The sequence below is a fragment of the Micromonospora sp. NBC_01405 genome (assembly GCF_045040155.1).
In the GTDB taxonomy this organism is placed as follows: domain Bacteria; phylum Actinomycetota; class Actinomycetes; order Mycobacteriales; family Micromonosporaceae; genus Micromonospora.
On the sequence record NZ_CP109532.1, the window covers coordinates 3,182,779 to 3,197,735 of the forward strand.

A 14,957-nucleotide genomic window follows, 5' to 3' on the forward strand; every position below is an offset into this window, starting at 1 on the left:
GGAACGGGCGGGCACCCCCGAAGGGATGCCCGCCCGTCGCATCGTGGCCCAGAGCTGGTGGGTCAGCCGGGGCGACCCGGGCGGCCGCCCTGGCCGGGCACGTTGCCGGTGCCGTCGTTGTTCGGCGGGTTGACCGGTTTGCCGCTGCCGCTGCTGACCTCGATGGTCACCACTCCGCCCTTGATGGTGCGGCCGTTCGGGCTGGTGCCTGCGGCCTTGCCGGCCGCGCAGCTCGACGCCACCCGGCCGGAGGAGACCACCACGTCGAAGCCGGCGCCCTTGAGCCGGTTCTTCGCGGTCTCGAGGTCCTGACACTTCACGTCGGGGATCGAGCGCTGGTCACCCTCCATGATCTTGCCGCTGGGGGGGGTGAACTCGATGCCCTTCTTGCCCTTCATGGCGTCGCGCAGCGTCTCGTACACCGGGGGGTTGATGCCCGTCGAGACGTCGTGACCCATCTTCTGGTTGGTCTGCGGCCAGTCCGGGTCGGCCTGGATGCCGGCGACCGCGTACTGCTTGGTCATCGCGACCAGGGAGGAGGTCTTCTCCGAGTCGGTGGTGCCGGACTTGCCGGCCACCGGCTTGCCGACGATCCCGCGCACGTTGCGGGCGGTCGCGCCGACGCACTTGGAGGTCGACGAGCGGTCGCCGACCGGGCAGCGGGCCGCGTCCACGGCGGCCCGGGCGACCTCGGTGCTGATCCGCTGCTCGCAGCGCGGGTTGGCGATGTCCAGCTTCTTGCCGTCCGGGCCCTTGATCTCCTGCACCGGGATCGGCTCGCAGTACTTGCCGTCGGCCGCCAGGGTCGCGTACGCGTTGGCCAGGTCCATCGGCGTGGTGGCCGAGACGCCCAGGGTGAACGCGCCCCACTGGTGCGCCGCCTCCTTGTCGCTGGCGAACTTGGCGTCCTCGGCCGAGCGGAACTGGATGCCCAGCTTCTGCGCCGCCTTGATCACGTTCTCCGAGCCGACCTGCTGCTGGAGCGGTACGAAGAAGGTGTTCACCGAGCTGCCGAACGCGCTCCACATGTTGTGCACGCCGGCCATCGACTCCACGGAGTTGGTGGGGCAGTAGAAGTGCGTGCCCGGGCAGGCCGCGTTGCTGCTGCTGTCGATGATGTATTCCGACTTGAACTGCTTCGGCGAGTTGATCGTGTAGCTGAGCGGGATGCCCTTCTCCAGGGCGGCGACGATCGTGAAGATCTTGAACGTCGAGCCGGCCTGATAGCCCTTGATGTCGCCGCCGCCGGTGAGCAGCGGGATCACCGTGTTGGGGTAGTTGCCCCGGATCTTCTTCTTGGCCTTCGTCGGGTCGCTGTTGATCTTGTTCTGCGGCTTCTTCGGGTCGTCGATCTTGAAGTTCCGGTTCACCGCGAGCGCCCGGACGCGCCCGGTGCCCGGCTCGATCGCCGCGACCATCCGGGCCGCCTTGCTGTTGACCCCGAGGCCCTTGCGGACCGCCTTGTCTGCGCCGTTCTGCGCCTGCACGTCGAGGCTGGTGACAATGGTGTAGCCGCCGCTCTTGAGCCGCCGCTCCCGGTCGTACGAGGTCGAGCCGAACGTCTCCTGCTGCAACCACCAGCGGTAGAGGTAGTCGCAGAAGAAGCCCCACTCCTTCTTGTTGGTGGCGACGCAGCCGTTCGGGGTCTTCTTGTCCTTGACCACCATCTTGGTGGCCTTGGCGGCCTCGCCCTCCTCCTTGGTGATGGCGCCGATGTCGACCATGTTCCCGATGATGTAGTCGCGTCGGGCGAGGGCCAGCGGGTACCCGGCCTTGGTGGTCGGGTCGTTGGTGGTCGGGGCCTTCACCATGCCGGCCAGCATGGCCGCCTCTTCGATCTTGAGCTTGCTCGGCGGCTTGCCGAAGTAGACCTGGCTGGCGGCGTAGACCCCGTACGCGCCGTTGCCGAAGGCGGCGAGGTTCAGGTAGCGGGTGAGGATCTCGTCCTTGGAGAACTCCTTGTCGACCTGGAGGGCCAGCCGCATCTCGCGCAGCTTGCGGGCGCTGGTGTCCTCGGTCGCGGCGACCACGTCGGCCGGGTGGTTGGCCGAGTACGCGATGGCCAGCCGGACGTACTGCATCGTCAGGGTCGACGCGCCCTGCTGGGAGTTGGCGCCGGACTGGTTGTTGACGAACGCGCGGGCGATGCCGTTGAGGTCGACGCCGTTGTGCTTGTAGAACTCGTGGTCCTCGCCGGCGATGATCGCCTTCTGCATGTACGGCGAGATGTCGGCGAGCTTCACGTCGCGCCGGTTCTCGTCGTACATGGTCGCCAGCGGCGTCTTGCCGTCGGAGGCGACCATGTAGCTGATCTGTGGGCCCCGGCCCCCCGTCAGCTCCTTGGGCAGCGCGCCGAAGGTCTCCGCGCCGGCCTTGGCGGCCAGCCCGGACATCGCTACCGCGGGGAAGGCCGCCGCCGCGACCACCACTCCGGCCAGCAGGCCACAGATGAGTAGCGATGCGGCGTTGGTCAGCACATTGTGGTCACGTTTCCGCATCCAGGTCACCTCGACAGAGTACGCGAGTAGGGAATGAGGGGCGCTGGGGCGTCTTTCTCCCATTTCCTGCGCGCGCCGACCTCGTTGTGCTAAACGCACGAACCCTGGTGTGAGGTTGCGTGGATCCGGCGACGAGTCTTCACCGATCGGAGGAGCGACGCGGCGTTTTCACGTACTCCGGCCGGGTAGACGGGGGCCGAAGGCCCGGGAAGCCGGGAGTGTCCGTAATGTTGGATTTTGCCGACAACGTTGCGTAATCAGTCGACTACAGAGCATGATGGTGGCGGTGACCGAGCCACGCGTCGTCCGGGCCGCCCGGGGGGTCGGGCGGACGGCAGGAGTATTCGACGGCTGGTCGCGCGACGTCGGTAGGTACTGCAAGGGGGGACGTGTACACATGGGCATGATCACTGACTGGCCGTCGCTGGCGGCGTGTCAGAACGGGGACCCGGACGCGCTGTTCGTACAGGGCGCTGAACAGAACGTGGCGAAGCGGATCTGCCGGAGCTGCCCAGTTCGGTACGAGTGCCTGGCCGACGCGCTCGACAACCGCATCGAGTTCGGGGTGTGGGGTGGCATGACCGAGCGGGAACGCCGGGCCCTGCTGCGCCGGCACCCCCAGGTCGCGAGCTGGCGGAAGATGTTCGAGGCGGCCATGAAGAAGAACGCCAAGGACAAGCCCGGCAAGGACAAGGTCCTGGTTACGGCCGGTTGACGCCGGTCACGGCCGGCTGATCGCCGCGCCGATCGTCCGCAGCCCGTCGATGTCGTGCACGTCGGCGGGCTGCGCCGTCACCGACACCGCCGGCACCTGCGGGAACGCCTCGCTGAACCGGGCCGCCACCCGCTGCTCGCGGTGCGCCTGCTGGGCCAGCGCGGCGTGGGCCCGCAGCACGTCGACGGTCCCGGAGTGCCCGCCGGCCTCGGCCAGCCGGTCGGCGGCGGCCAGGCTGGTCGCCGCGTCCAGGGTGTCGACCGCCGGCCGGTGCACCCGGTTGAGCACCAGGCCGGCCAGCGGCATCCGCTCCTCGCCCAGCCGCCCGGCGAAGTACGCCGCCTCCCGAACCGCGTCCGGCTCCGGGGCCGCGACCAGCAGGAAGGCCGTCTCCCGCGCCTGCAGGATCCGGTACGTCTGCTCGGCCCGCTGCCGGAATCCGCCGAACATCGAGTCCAGCGCGGCCACGAAGCCGGACAGGTCGGTGAGCAGCTGCGCGCCGAGCACCTTCTGCACCACCTTCGAGAACATGCCGAAGCTCGCGGTGACGAGGCTGAACATGCTCCGGCCCCCGCTGCGCGCCGGCGCCATCAGCAGCCGCAGCATCCGCCCGTCGAGGAAGCGGGACAGCCGGGCCGGCGCGTCCAGGAAGTCCAGCGCCGAGCGGGACGGCGGGGTGTCCACCACGATCAGGTCCCACTCGCCCCGGGCGTGCAGCTGGCCGAGCTTCTCCATCGCCATGTATTCCTGAGTGCCGGCGAACGTGGAGCTCATGGCCTGGTAGAAGGGGTTGGCGAAGATGTCCGCCGCCTTCGCCGGGTCGGTGTGCTGGAGCACCACGTCGTCGAAGGTCCGCTTCATGTCGAGCATCATGGCGTGCAGCTCGCCCCCGCTGGCCTCGACGTCGATGTCCTTGACCTGGCGGGGTGTGTTGTCCAGCTCGGTCAGGCCGAGCGACTGGGCCAGCCGGCGGGCCGGGTCGATGGTGAGCACCACCGTACGCCGACCGTGCTGTTCGGCGGCCCGCAGCGCGAGCGCGGCGGCGGTGGTCGTCTTGCCCACCCCGCCCGCCCCGCAGCACACCACGATCCGCACGCCGGGGTCAGCGAGGATCTGGTCGACGTCCAGCTGCGGCGCCGCGTCTTCGGAAGGCACCAATCGAGCGTATCGGGCTTCGGGGGATCTCCGCGCCGTGCTGGCTGCAGTGTGCGTCACTCCGCCCGGACGAGCGCCCGGGCCAGCGTCTCGAGGCCCGCCCGGTCGACCCCGTCGGGCAGCAGGGGCAGCTCGGTCAGGGTGAGCCCCAGCTCGACCAGTTCGGTGCGGAGCGAGTCCTCCAACTCCCGGCGGATCAGCTGGTCGCGCGCCTCGGCGGCGAGCCCGGCGACGGTGTTCCGGTCGGCGGGCAGCCCGGCGGCGACCAGCCCGCGCTTCAGCTCCGCCGCGCTCACCGCCCGGCCCGCGGGTCGCGGCGGCCGGGCCGCGTTGACGATCACCCGGCCCACCGGGAAGCCGAGCTGGGTCAGCTCGGCGATCGCGTCGACGGTCTCCTGGACCGGCATCTCCTCCAGGAGCGTCACCACGTGCACCGCGGTCATCGGGGAGCGCAGCAGCGCGGCGACCCCCTCACTCTGGGTCTTGATCGGGCCCACCTTGGCCAGCCGGGCCGTCTCCGCCGTCACGTTGAGGAACCGGCCGATCCGCCCGGTCGGCGGCGCGTCCAGCACCACCGCGTCGTACGCCCGGCGCTGCCCGGCGGTGCGGGTGGTGGCCTCCTTGACCTTGCCGGTCAGCAGCACGTCGCGCAGGCCGGGGGCGATGGTGGTGGCGAAGTCGATCGCGCCGAACTTGCGCAGCGCCCGGCCGGCCGCGCCGAGCTTGTAGAACATGGCGAGGTACTCCAGCAGGGCCTCTTCGGCGTCCACCGCCAGGGCACGCACCTCGCCGCCGCCAGGGGCGGTGGTCAGGTGCCGCTCGGCGTACGGCAGCGGGTCGGTGCCGAAGAGCTGGGCGATGCCCTGCCGCCCCTCGACCTCCACCAGCAGGGTGCGCCGGCCCTCGGTGGCCAGCGCCATGGCCAGCGCCGCCGCCACGCTGGTCTTGCCGGTGCCGCCCTTGCCGGTCACCACGTGGAGGCGCGCCGGCCACTCGGCGCCGGTCGGGTCGGCCCGCCGTTCAGCTGCTCGCACCCGTCGAGCCTATCCACCCGGCGGCCCGGGCGACGGCGGCCGGCCCCCGGCGGTCCGGGCCGGCCGCCGCCCGAGCGGTCAGGCGATCTCGCAGACCCACCAGCCGGTCTTCCGCACGACCGTGAAACGGAGGTCCTGGTCGGCGACCTTCTCGTCGGACGTGGTCATGGTCACCTTGGTGCTGACCGTGGCCCGGTCGCCGGTCTGGTTGTCCACCTTCGGGGTGGGCCAGGAGAACCGGGAGCTCTTGTGCTGCTCGACGTACCCGCGCACCTCCGCCACCTTCGCGGCGATCTTCTTGTCGTCCCGCGACGCGGCGCAGACGTGGCTGGCGGCCTTCTTCGCGTCCCGCTCGCGGTAGACGCTGATGAGGAAGGCGTCCACCGCCTCGGCCGGCTCCTTCGCGCCCTCGCCACTCTCGACGTTGCGCAGGGTGAGGAAGGCGGCGGCTCCACCGCCGCCGCACAGCAACAACGCCAGGGCGGCCACGATCGAGACGATCAGCACGCCGCGCCGCTTCTTCGGCGCCGCCGGGGCAGCGGCGGGGTACGGCGGGTAGCCCGGCGGGGGCGGCGGGATCGCGCCCGACGCGGGGCTACCCGGGCCGCCGGGCGCGGCGAACTGGGCCGAGCCACCGAATTGGGGTGGTCCGCCGAACTGAGCCGGTCCGCCGAACTGGGGTGGTCCGCCGAACTGGGTGGGTCCGCCGAACTGGCCGGGTGTGGTGCCGGGCGGGACCTGGCCAGGAGGGAGGTGGCCGGGCGGGACCTGGCCGGGCGGGACCTGCTGGGGTGGGGCCTGGCCGGGCGGGCCGGGAGCGCGGTCGCCGGAGGGCGGACCGCTGGGCGTGCCGGTGGCGCCGCCGTCGGGCGGTTGGGTCATGTCGATCCCCCGGGGTGCGGCCCGTCGTCGTCGCTCGGACGCGAGGGCTGGTCGAACGAAGGCGGACGGGCCGTGCGCGTCGTCCGTCGGAAGGGTAGCGGTGAACGGCCCGGCGGGTGGGTCCCCGGGCCGGGTGGGGCGGTGCGTCGATCACGGAGTGCCGATCCCCGCCATCCGGTACCGGACCCCCGATCTGTCGCATATGTGACTTGAGGTGCCCGGACATGCGCGTCCCGTTGTTCCTGTCGGGAATCGGTCCTACGTTCGTGCCGGCGCGGGGGGACGGATCGGCAGATGTCCGAGCCACATGGTGAAGACTTGATCAGGTGCGAGGCCCGGAGGCAGTACATGCGCGACACCGAGAACATCTCCCGAGCCCAGTTCCCGCCCTGCGGCAGCGCCCGGCGGGGCGGGACCGGCCCCGCGGGTGAGGAGGGACCGGTCACGGGCCTGCCGTTCAACGAACGGTCCTACCGGCGGCTCACCGACCCGGGGGAGATGCTGCGGACCCTGAGCCGCCCGGCCGAGCGCTCCCGGGACGAGGAGGAGCCGGGGTACGTCATCCACCTGCCGATCCGGGTGGCAGACCTGGCGGCGGCGGCCGCGCTGGCCGGCAAGGTCGCGATCTCGCTGGGCTTCCTGCCCGAGCTGGACGCCGGCGAGACCACCGTCTCCACCGCCGACGACCAGAACAACCGGCACCGGGTCTTCTGCGACCTCCTGCTGCCCGACCGGTCCCGCTGCCCCCAGCGGTACGACCACGAGGGGCTCTGCGGTGAGCCGCCGGCCGCCCCGGAGCAGCGTCCCGCGCCGCCCGGCGGCGCCGGATCGTAGGCTGTGGGCGGAAACGTCACCGCCTTCTAGGGAGCCCTGCGCCGATGCAGAAGTGGGAATACGCGACCGTGCCACTGCTGGTCCACGCGACCAAGCAGATCCTCGACAACTGGGGTGAGGACGGTTGGGAACTCGTGTCCGTGGTCCCCGGCCCCAACCCGGAGCAACTCGTCGCGTACCTCAAGCGCCCGAAGGCGTGAGCGACGTGAGCAACGGACCACACGCCAAGCTCGCCGAGCTCGGGCTGACCCTGCCCGAGGTGGTGCCCCCGGTGGCCAGCTACGTGCCGGCCGTCCAGTCCGGGCAGCACGTCTACGTCTCGGGGCAGCTCCCCGTGGCGCAGGGCAAGCTGCTGGCCACCGGGAAGGTGGGCGCCGGAGTCTCCGCCGAGCAGGCCAAGGACCTGGCGCAGCGGTGTGCCCTGAACGCCCTCGCCGCCGTCGACGCGCTGGTCGGCCTGGAGAACGTCGTCAAGATCGTCAAGGTGACCGGGTTCGTGGCGAGCGCCCCGGGCTTCACCGGCCAGCCGGGTGTGATCAACGGCGCGTCCGACCTGTTCGGCGCGGTCTTCGGCGAGGCCGGCCGGCACGCCCGCTCCGCAGTGGGTGTCGCCGAACTCCCCCTCGACGCCCCTGTCGAGGTCGAGCTGATCGTCGAGGTCGCCTGATCCCCCGCCGCTCCCCGCGACCATGCACTCAGCGCCCGGATCAAAGCCGTGAACGGGCACAAATTCCGGGCCCTAGGTGCAAGATCGTGGGGAGCGGCGGGCGGGGTCGTACGATCGCTGACATGACGGGGCACATCACGGCGGCCGTGGGGGCGCTGGCGGGCGAGCTGCCCGGGTGGGTGACGCTGCTGCGCGCGCCGAACCCGGGGCCGATGACCCTCGACGGCACCAACACCTGGGTGCTGCGGGCCGGCCCCGGCGAGCCGGCCGTGGTGATCGATCCCGGGCCGGCCGACGACGGGCACCTGGCCGCGATCGCGGCGCACGGCCCGGTCGCCACCGTGTTGATCACCCACGGCCATCCGGACCACACCGAGGGCTCGCCCCGGCTGCGCGAGCTGCTCGGGGGCGCGCCCGTGCGGGCCGTCGACCCGGCGCACAGCCACGGCGGGCCGCCGCTCGACCCGGGCGTCGACCTGGACCAGGCGGGCCTGGCCATCCGCCCGCTCCCCGCGCCGGGCCACACCGCCGACTCGATCTGCTTCCTCGCGGAGCACGACGGCGAGCGGGTGGTGCTCACCGGCGACACCATCCTGGGCCGGGGCACCACCGTCGTGGCCCACCCGGACGGGCACCTCGGGGACTACCTGACCAGCCTGGAGCTGCTGTCGACGTACCGGGGGGTGCCTGCGCTGCCGGGGCACGGCCCGGCGCTGGCCGACTGTGGGGTCGCCGCCGAGTTCTACCTCGCCCACCGCCGCGCCCGGCTCGACCAGGTCCGGCGGGCGGTCGCCGAGGGCGCCACCACCGCGCCCGAGGTGGTGGCGCGGGTGTACGCCGACGTGGACCGCTCGCTGTGGTGGGCGGCCGAGTGGTCGGTCCGGGCCCAGCTGGAGTACCTGGGGGTCGCCCCGGACGGGGTGGAGCGGCCGTGACCTGCCCGGTCTGCGGCACGCTGGCCGTTCCGGGGGCGCGGTTCTGCCACAACTGCGGCGTCGCCCTGCCGGCCGCCGCCGCCCTGCCGACCGCCGAGCGGCGGGTGGTCACCGTGCTCTTCGGCGACCTGTCCGACTTCACCTCCTGGTCGGAGGACCTCGACCCGGAGCGGGTCGGCGCGGTCACCGACCGGGTGCTCGCCTCCCTCGCCGGGGCGGTGAAGACCTTCGGCGGGCACGTCGACAAGCTGACCGGCGACGGGATCATGGCGGTCTTCGGTGCCCCGGTCGCCCACGAGGACGACGCCGAACGGGCCGTCCGCGCCGCGCTGTCCATGCAGCGGGCGGTGCGCCGGGTGCTCGACGACGAGCGGGGCGGCGGTGCGCCGCTCGGCCTGCGGGTCGGGCTGAACACCGGCGACGTGATCGCCGGCATCCAGGCGGCGATCGAGTACACGGTCATCGGCGACACGGTGAACACCGCCGCCCGGCTCGCCGACGCCGCCGCCGTCGGCGCGGTCTACGCGGGAGCCCGTACCTCCGCCGCGACCCGACACGTGGCGTCCTGGCGGACGCTGCGCCCACTGCGGCTCAAGGGCAAGCGTGAGCCGGTCGAGGCGTACGAGCTGCTCGGCCTGCTCGACGCGCCGGGCACCCGGTCCGGCCTCGGCGACGAGGCGCCGTTCGTCGGCCGGGAGACCGAGGTCGGCCGGGTGGCCGGCCGGCTCGCCGAGGTGATCGACCGCGGCGAGCCCCGGGTGCTGCTGATGACCGCCGAGGCGGGGATCGGCAAGTCGCGGTTCTCCGCCGAGGTGGAACGCCTCGCCGCCGGCTACGACGTCGGCACCGGCCGGTACGCCGCGCACACCGGCGCCCGGGTGCTCTCGGTGCGCTGCGCCGCGTTCGGCGAGCGCCGCCGGCTGGCACCCCTGGCCGACCTGGTGCGGGCCGCCGTCGGCCTGCCCAACGACCCGGCCACCGCGCTGACCCGCCCGGCCGTGGAGGAGCGGCTGCGCCGGCTCGGCCACCGCCTCGGCCGGCTCGGCGACGACGTCGCCCCGGTCGCCGTCGACCAGCTCCTGGCCCTGCTCGGGTACGCCGACCTGCCCGCCGGGAGCCCGGCCGACCAGGGCGAGTGGGGTTCCGCCCAGCCGCCCGTCGACGCGGACGCCGTGCCGAACGCGGTGGCCGACCTGCTCAGCGCCCTGGCCGCCGAGGCGCCCCTGGTGGTGATCGTCGACGACCTGCACGACGCCACCGCTGAGACCATCCGGGCGCTCGGGCTGGCCCTGTCCCGGATCACCGGCCCGGTGCTGGTGCTGCTGCTCGGCCGCCCCGAGCTGGTACGTACCGCCGGGGCGCTGACCCGGGTGGCGGACGCCGAGGTCCACGCGCTGCCCCCGCTGCGCGGCGCCGACGCGGCCCGGCTGCTCACCAGCTACCTCGGCGGCGGGAAGCTGCCGCAGCCCGACGCCGACCGGCTGCTCATCACGGCCCAGGGCAATCCGTTCTACCTCGCCGAGCTGGTCACCCTGCTGATGGAGCGGGGCGCGCTGACCGCCGTGGCCGACCGGTCCGCCCCCGCCAACGCCGGCTGGCGGCTCGCGCCCGGCTCGCTCGGCAGCCGGCTGCTCTCCCGGGACCTTGCCGCCGTGCTCGCCGCCCGGATCGACGCGCTGCCGCCGGACGCCCGGTCGGTGCTGCGGGACGCCGCCGTGGTCGGCGACACCGTGCCGGCGGGTGCCCTGGAGGCGCTGCGCGAGCAGCGCGCCGGGTGGGCCGGCCGGCCGGCCGCCGTGGTGGCCGTGGAGCTCGACCGGGCCGTCGAGGAGCTGCTGCAACGCCGGATGCTGCACCGGACCCGCACCGGGTACTCCTTCGCCACGCCGCTGATGCGGGAGGCCGCGTACTCCGGGGTGAGCAAGGCCGAGCTGGCCGAGCGGCACGCCGCGCTGGCCCGCTGGGCGGTGCCCGGCGGGCCCGGTGGGCCCGCCGCTCCGGGCGGGTTCACCGACGCGGCCCGGGACGCGTTCGTCGCCGAGCACGTGGAGCGGGCCGCCGCGCTCGCCGACGCGGTGAAGCTGCGCCCGGACGCGCCGGCGCGCACCGTCGCCACGCTCGGGGTGACCGCGCTGGGCCGGGCCGCCCGCCGCTCGTTGCAGGCCGGGGAGCCGGCCGTGGCCGTCGAGTACGCCGAGCGCGCCGCCGAGCTGGCCCGGGACGGGTTGCCGGCGGCCGACCGGGTGACGCACGCCCGCGCCCTGCTCCAGGTGGGCCGGGCGGCCGACGCGCTCGCCTACGCGGAGAAGATCGCCGCCAACGCCGGGGACGACGCCGTCGCCCGGACCAGCGCCCTGCTGCTCGCCGGGCAGGCCCACCAGGCCCAGGGCGACCAGGCCAGGGCGGCGGCCTGCTGGCAGGAGGCGTTGCAGGTGGCCACGGCCGGCGAGCTGCCGGCCCTGCGCGCCTCGGCGATGCGCCGGCTCGGCATGGCCGACTTCGTGGCCGGCCGGCTGGGTCAGGCGAGCAGCCGGCTCGCGGCGTCGTACCAGGTCAGCCTGACCGCGCAGGACCGGCGGGGGCAGGCGTGGTCGTTGCAGAACCTGGCCTGGGTGACCACCACCCGGGGTGACTTCGCCGGCACCGACGCGGTGCTCGGCCGGGCCGCCCGGCTCTTCGCCGAGTTGAAGGACCCGTACGGGCGGGCCTGGCTGCGCGGCACCACGGCGTTCGCCCGGCTGCTCGCCGGCCGGCTGGGGGAGGCGTGCCGACTCGCGCGGGTCTTCCTCCCGTTCGGCGAGCGGGTCGGTGAGGCGTGGGCGGTCGGCACGCTGCGCGCGGTCGAGGCGTTCGCCGGCGCGGAGCTGGGCGAGATCGCCGAGGCCGACCGGGCAGCCCGCCGGGCGTACCGGGACTTCGCCGAGGTCTCCGACGACTGGGGGCAGGGCTTCGCCCTGGTGGCGCGTGGGGTGGTCGCCCGCGGGCTGGGCGAGCCGGAGCACGCCGCGGACCTGCTCGGCGACGCGATGTCGTACGCCGAACGGACCTCGCACCCGCTGCTCACCGGGATGGCCGGCACGCTGCGCGGCTTCGTGGCGCTGGACATGGGCGACTGCGACACCGCCGAGCGCTCGGCGCGCGCGGTGCTGACCGCCGTCGAGCCGCACAACCCGCAGGCACCCGCTCAGGTGGGCCCCCGGGTGCTGCTGGCCACCGCCCGGCTGGCCGCCGGTGACTCCGCCACCGCCGTGGGGCTGCTCGCCCCGGTGGCCACCGCCTCCACGAACGCGCCGTCGCTGCTGTTCTCCCGCCGTCAGACCATGGCCCGGTACGCCTCGGCGTTGCTCGCCCACGGCCAGCACGAGCAGGCCCTGGACTGGGCCCGCCGGGCGGTCGCCGCCCCGGCGGAGGACGTGCGCAGCCAGGTGATCGCGGCGAGCGTGCTGGCCGAGGCGCTGGCCGCCTGCGGCCGGCCCGCCGAGGCGCTGGCCAGCGCCGAGGAGGCCGTCCGCCTGGCGTACGCGACGGAGCAGCGCAGCGAGCGGCTGGCGGCGGACGCGTTGCGGGTTCGCCTGCGGGGGTGAGTGAGACGCCGGTCCGGTGCGTTCGGCGCGTCACGGCGGGCCTCGTCGCGTTCGGCGTCGCGTCCCGCCGGACGGCCGGCCCCCGGGTCGGTTAGTCTGCCGGTTCCGCCGATGCGACGGCGGGTGGCACCGGTTACGGTGTCATTTCCGAGTGGCGGTCCACTGTGGCGACCGTGCCGGTCCTGGGGAGGACGCGATGAGGCTGCCACGCTCCAGCGCCGGCTGGACGATCGCGGTCTTCGGCGTCCTGGCGCTGCTGATGGGCGCGCTCGGGCTGCTCTGGCCGGAGGCCCAGCTGCGGATGCTCGGCTTCGAGGTGCCGCAGAGCCGGGCCGCCGGTGACTACACGGGCACCTTCCTGACCGCGTCCTCCATGGCGTCGTTCAACATGGGGGTCTACTACCTGCTGGCGACCGCCACCGAGTGGCGGCCCTTCTACCGGTTCACGGTCCTCTTCCGGCTGGTCACCTTCACTGTGTTCACCATCGCGGTGCTGGCCGACATCGCGCCGGGCCGGTTCTTCACGGTGGCGCTCTGGGAGGGGCTGGGCGCGGTCGCCACCGCCGTGGCCCTGCGTTGGGACGCCCGCCGGCCTGCCACGATGCCACCGGCCACGCACGGTGACCGGTCGGGCGCGGTGGACGGTATCGTCCCGCCCGCTGACGCGAACCGCTGAGCGGCCGGGCCATTGGGTATTTTCGAACAGTGACCGACACCTCGCCCGGCGCCCTGCGGCTGCCCATCGTGCCCGGTCTAACCGATTTGCAGGCATTTGCCCGGGGTGGCTATGCCACCGTGTACCGGGCCACCCAGATCTCCGTCGGGCGCGAGGTCGCGGTCAAGGTGGAGAACCGCACCCTGGACAACGACCGGGACCAGGCCCGGTTCCTGCGCGAGGCCCGGGCGGCCGGGAGGATGTCGTCGCACCCGCACGTGGTGGACCTGTTCGACGTCGGGGTCACCGTCGACCGGCACCCCTATCTGATCATGGAGCTGTGCGACGGGTCGTACGCCGAGCGGATGCGCACCTCGCCGCTGGGCCCGGCGGAGACCCGCGACCTCGGTGTGAAGATCGCCGACGCGCTGGCCCACTCGCACGCCAACGGGGTGCTGCACCGCGACGTCAAGCCGGCGAACATCCTGCACTCCCACTTCAACCCGGCGGTGCTGGCCGACTTCGGGCTCGCCGTGCTGGCCGAGGTTCGTGACGCGTCGGTCACCCTGGAGGTGCTCACCCCCGCGTACGCGCCGCCGGAGATGTTCAACCACAGCCCGCCGTCGCCCGCGGTCGACGTGTACGCCCTCTGCGCCACCCTCTACGCCGTGATGCACGGTCGCCCGCCCCGCTGGCAGTCCGAGCGCAATCCCAGCCTGGTCACCGTGCTGGAGTTGTTCCACCAGCCGATCCCCGGGCTGCCCGGAGCGCCGGAGGAACTGCTCGACGTGCTCCGGGCGGGCATGGCGAACGACCCGGGCGCCCGCCCGTCCGCGGTGGAGCTGCGCGGCCTGCTCGCCGCCCTGCCGCTGGACCCGGTCAGCGCGCCGGTCAGCGGGGCTCCCGTGTACGGCGGCCCATCCTCGGGCGGCCCGTCCGGCCCGACGACCGGCACCAGCACCGGCAGCCCCTCCACCTCGGGCGGCCTGTACGGCACCAGCCGGCCGGGCCGGCCCGCCCAGCGTCCCCCGGTCGAGGACGACCACCCCACCGTGTCGACGACGTCCGGCCGGCGCTGGCGGCGGCGCTGGTTCCTCGGCGGGGCCGGGGCACTCGCGCTGGCCGCGTCGGCCGGCGGCGGCGCCTGGGTGGCCGGTGGCGCCCCGGCCGTCTTGACGCCCACGCCGGTCGCCAGCGCGGTCGCCACGTCGGCGATCGGGCCGTGGGGCGCGCTGCCGGGCTGCGTGCCGGGTTCGCCGGGAACCGGCGGGCTGCCGACGGGCGCGCGGTGCGTCGCCGAGCTGGAGTGCTTCGGGCCGGTGCGTCTGGTGCGCGGCACCCGGGCCGAGGCCCCCCGGCTGCCCTGCGACGGCCGGCACACCTGGGAGACCTACGCGGCCGGCGAGCTGCCCGCCACCCTGGCCGGCGCGGGACACGCCCAGGTCAGCGCCGACCCGGCCGTGCGGCGGGTCTGCAACCCGATGACGTTCCGGCTGACCAGCGGCATCGCGTCCACCAGCGGCTGGCACCTGGAGGTGCTGCCGCCGGAGGAAGCGGACACCGACCGGACGTACCGCTGCCTGGCCGGACGCGGCGTCGACGGGCTCGACGAGCCGACCCTCACCGGTCGCTGACCCCGCCCGGGTGCCGGCGGCGTTCCTGGACCGCCCGGAGCGCGCTCCGGCTGTCCAGGGCCTCCAGCGTGTCCGCGTCGACGCCGCCCAGGCCGGCGATCCCCGGGGTCGGCCACTCCGCCGGCCCGTCGCCCGTGCGCTCGAGGGCCTCCTCGCGGCGCTGCCGCGCCTCGGTCACCAACACCCCGGCGACCATCACCAGCAGGACGCAGAGCAGGGCGAGCACCACCGCCAGGATGCTGCGCGGACGCCACCAGGCCAGGGTCACCAGCAGGGCGAGCGCCGCGACCGAGGCGGCGACCGCCCCGGCGAGCGCGTCGGGCCGAGGAATTCGGGTCACCCGTCAAGGATGGCGCAGCCGACG

13 protein-coding genes are annotated in these 14,957 nt (G+C 74.0%); 8 read left to right on the forward strand and 5 right to left on the reverse strand.

Annotated elements, in window-relative coordinates:
• Positions 1-62: 62 nt before the first annotated feature.
• Positions 63-2,498: a penicillin-binding protein gene (locus OG559_RS13450; protein ID WP_405115630.1), complete on the reverse strand. Its 2,436-nt coding sequence runs from the start codon at positions 2,496-2,498 to the stop codon at positions 63-65.
• A 397-nt stretch (positions 2,499-2,895) separates the two neighbouring features.
• Here OG559_RS13450 and OG559_RS13455 point away from each other — a divergent pair, with 397 nt between their 5' ends.
• Positions 2,896-3,213: a WhiB family transcriptional regulator gene (locus OG559_RS13455; protein WP_350881258.1), complete on the forward strand. Its 318-nt coding sequence runs from the start codon at positions 2,896-2,898 to the stop codon at positions 3,211-3,213.
• Between the two features lie 6 nt (positions 3,214-3,219).
• Here OG559_RS13455 and OG559_RS13460 read toward each other — a convergent pair whose 3' ends face one another.
• From OG559_RS13460 to OG559_RS13470, 3 genes are all read right to left on the reverse strand, one after another.
• Positions 3,220-4,371 (reverse strand): ArsA family ATPase, encoded by a 1,152-nt coding sequence (locus OG559_RS13460; RefSeq protein WP_405115632.1) that lies wholly within the window; start codon positions 4,369-4,371, stop codon positions 3,220-3,222.
• Positions 4,372-4,424: 53 nt separating this feature from the next.
• Positions 4,425-5,402, reverse strand: coding sequence for an ArsA-related P-loop ATPase (locus tag OG559_RS13465; RefSeq protein WP_396670661.1), 978 nt, complete (start codon positions 5,400-5,402; stop codon positions 4,425-4,427).
• 78 nt (positions 5,403-5,480) lie between these two features.
• Positions 5,481-6,284 carry a hypothetical protein gene (locus OG559_RS13470; RefSeq protein ID WP_405115634.1) on the reverse strand — a complete coding sequence of 268 codons (804 nt, stop codon included), beginning with the start codon at positions 6,282-6,284 and terminating at the stop codon, positions 5,481-5,483.
• A gap of 348 nt (positions 6,285-6,632) precedes the next feature.
• Between OG559_RS13470 and OG559_RS13475 the strand changes: the two genes are divergently transcribed.
• The 7 genes from OG559_RS13475 (at position 6,633) to OG559_RS13505 (ending at position 14,593) form a co-directional block, all read left to right on the forward strand.
• Complete coding sequence (locus OG559_RS13475) at positions 6,633-7,118, forward strand: hypothetical protein (protein ID WP_405115636.1); 486 nt, start codon at positions 6,633-6,635, stop codon at positions 7,116-7,118.
• Between the two features lie 44 nt (positions 7,119-7,162).
• Positions 7,163-7,318, forward strand: coding sequence for a DUF4177 domain-containing protein (locus OG559_RS13480; protein WP_013736319.1), 156 nt, complete (start codon positions 7,163-7,165; stop codon positions 7,316-7,318).
• Between the two features lie 5 nt (positions 7,319-7,323).
• Complete coding sequence (locus OG559_RS13485) at positions 7,324-7,785, forward strand: RidA family protein (protein ID WP_350881268.1); 462 nt, start codon at positions 7,324-7,326, stop codon at positions 7,783-7,785.
• 122 nt (positions 7,786-7,907) lie between these two features.
• A complete protein-coding gene (locus OG559_RS13490; RefSeq protein ID WP_405115641.1) occupies positions 7,908-8,720 on the forward strand; it encodes an MBL fold metallo-hydrolase in 813 nt (270 codons plus the stop codon).
• On the forward strand, positions 8,717-12,304 hold the full coding sequence (locus tag OG559_RS13495; protein WP_405115643.1) for an adenylate/guanylate cyclase domain-containing protein: 3,588 nt from the start codon (positions 8,717-8,719) through the stop codon (positions 12,302-12,304). Before OG559_RS13490 ends, OG559_RS13495 begins: the two co-directional genes overlap by 4 nt.
• A 196-nt stretch (positions 12,305-12,500) precedes the next feature.
• A complete protein-coding gene (locus OG559_RS13500; RefSeq protein WP_405115646.1) occupies positions 12,501-12,980 on the forward strand; it encodes a hypothetical protein in 480 nt (159 codons plus the stop codon).
• A 29-nt stretch (positions 12,981-13,009) separates the two neighbouring features.
• Positions 13,010-14,593, forward strand: coding sequence for a serine/threonine-protein kinase (locus OG559_RS13505; protein WP_405115648.1), 1,584 nt, complete (start codon positions 13,010-13,012; stop codon positions 14,591-14,593).
• On the opposite strand, the gene OG559_RS13510 is transcribed toward OG559_RS13505, so the two are convergent.
• Positions 14,580-14,933: a hypothetical protein gene (locus OG559_RS13510; RefSeq protein ID WP_405115650.1), complete on the reverse strand. Its 354-nt coding sequence runs from the start codon at positions 14,931-14,933 to the stop codon at positions 14,580-14,582. The genes OG559_RS13505 and OG559_RS13510 overlap by 14 nt on opposite strands.
• Between the last annotated feature and the right edge of the window lie 24 nt (positions 14,934-14,957).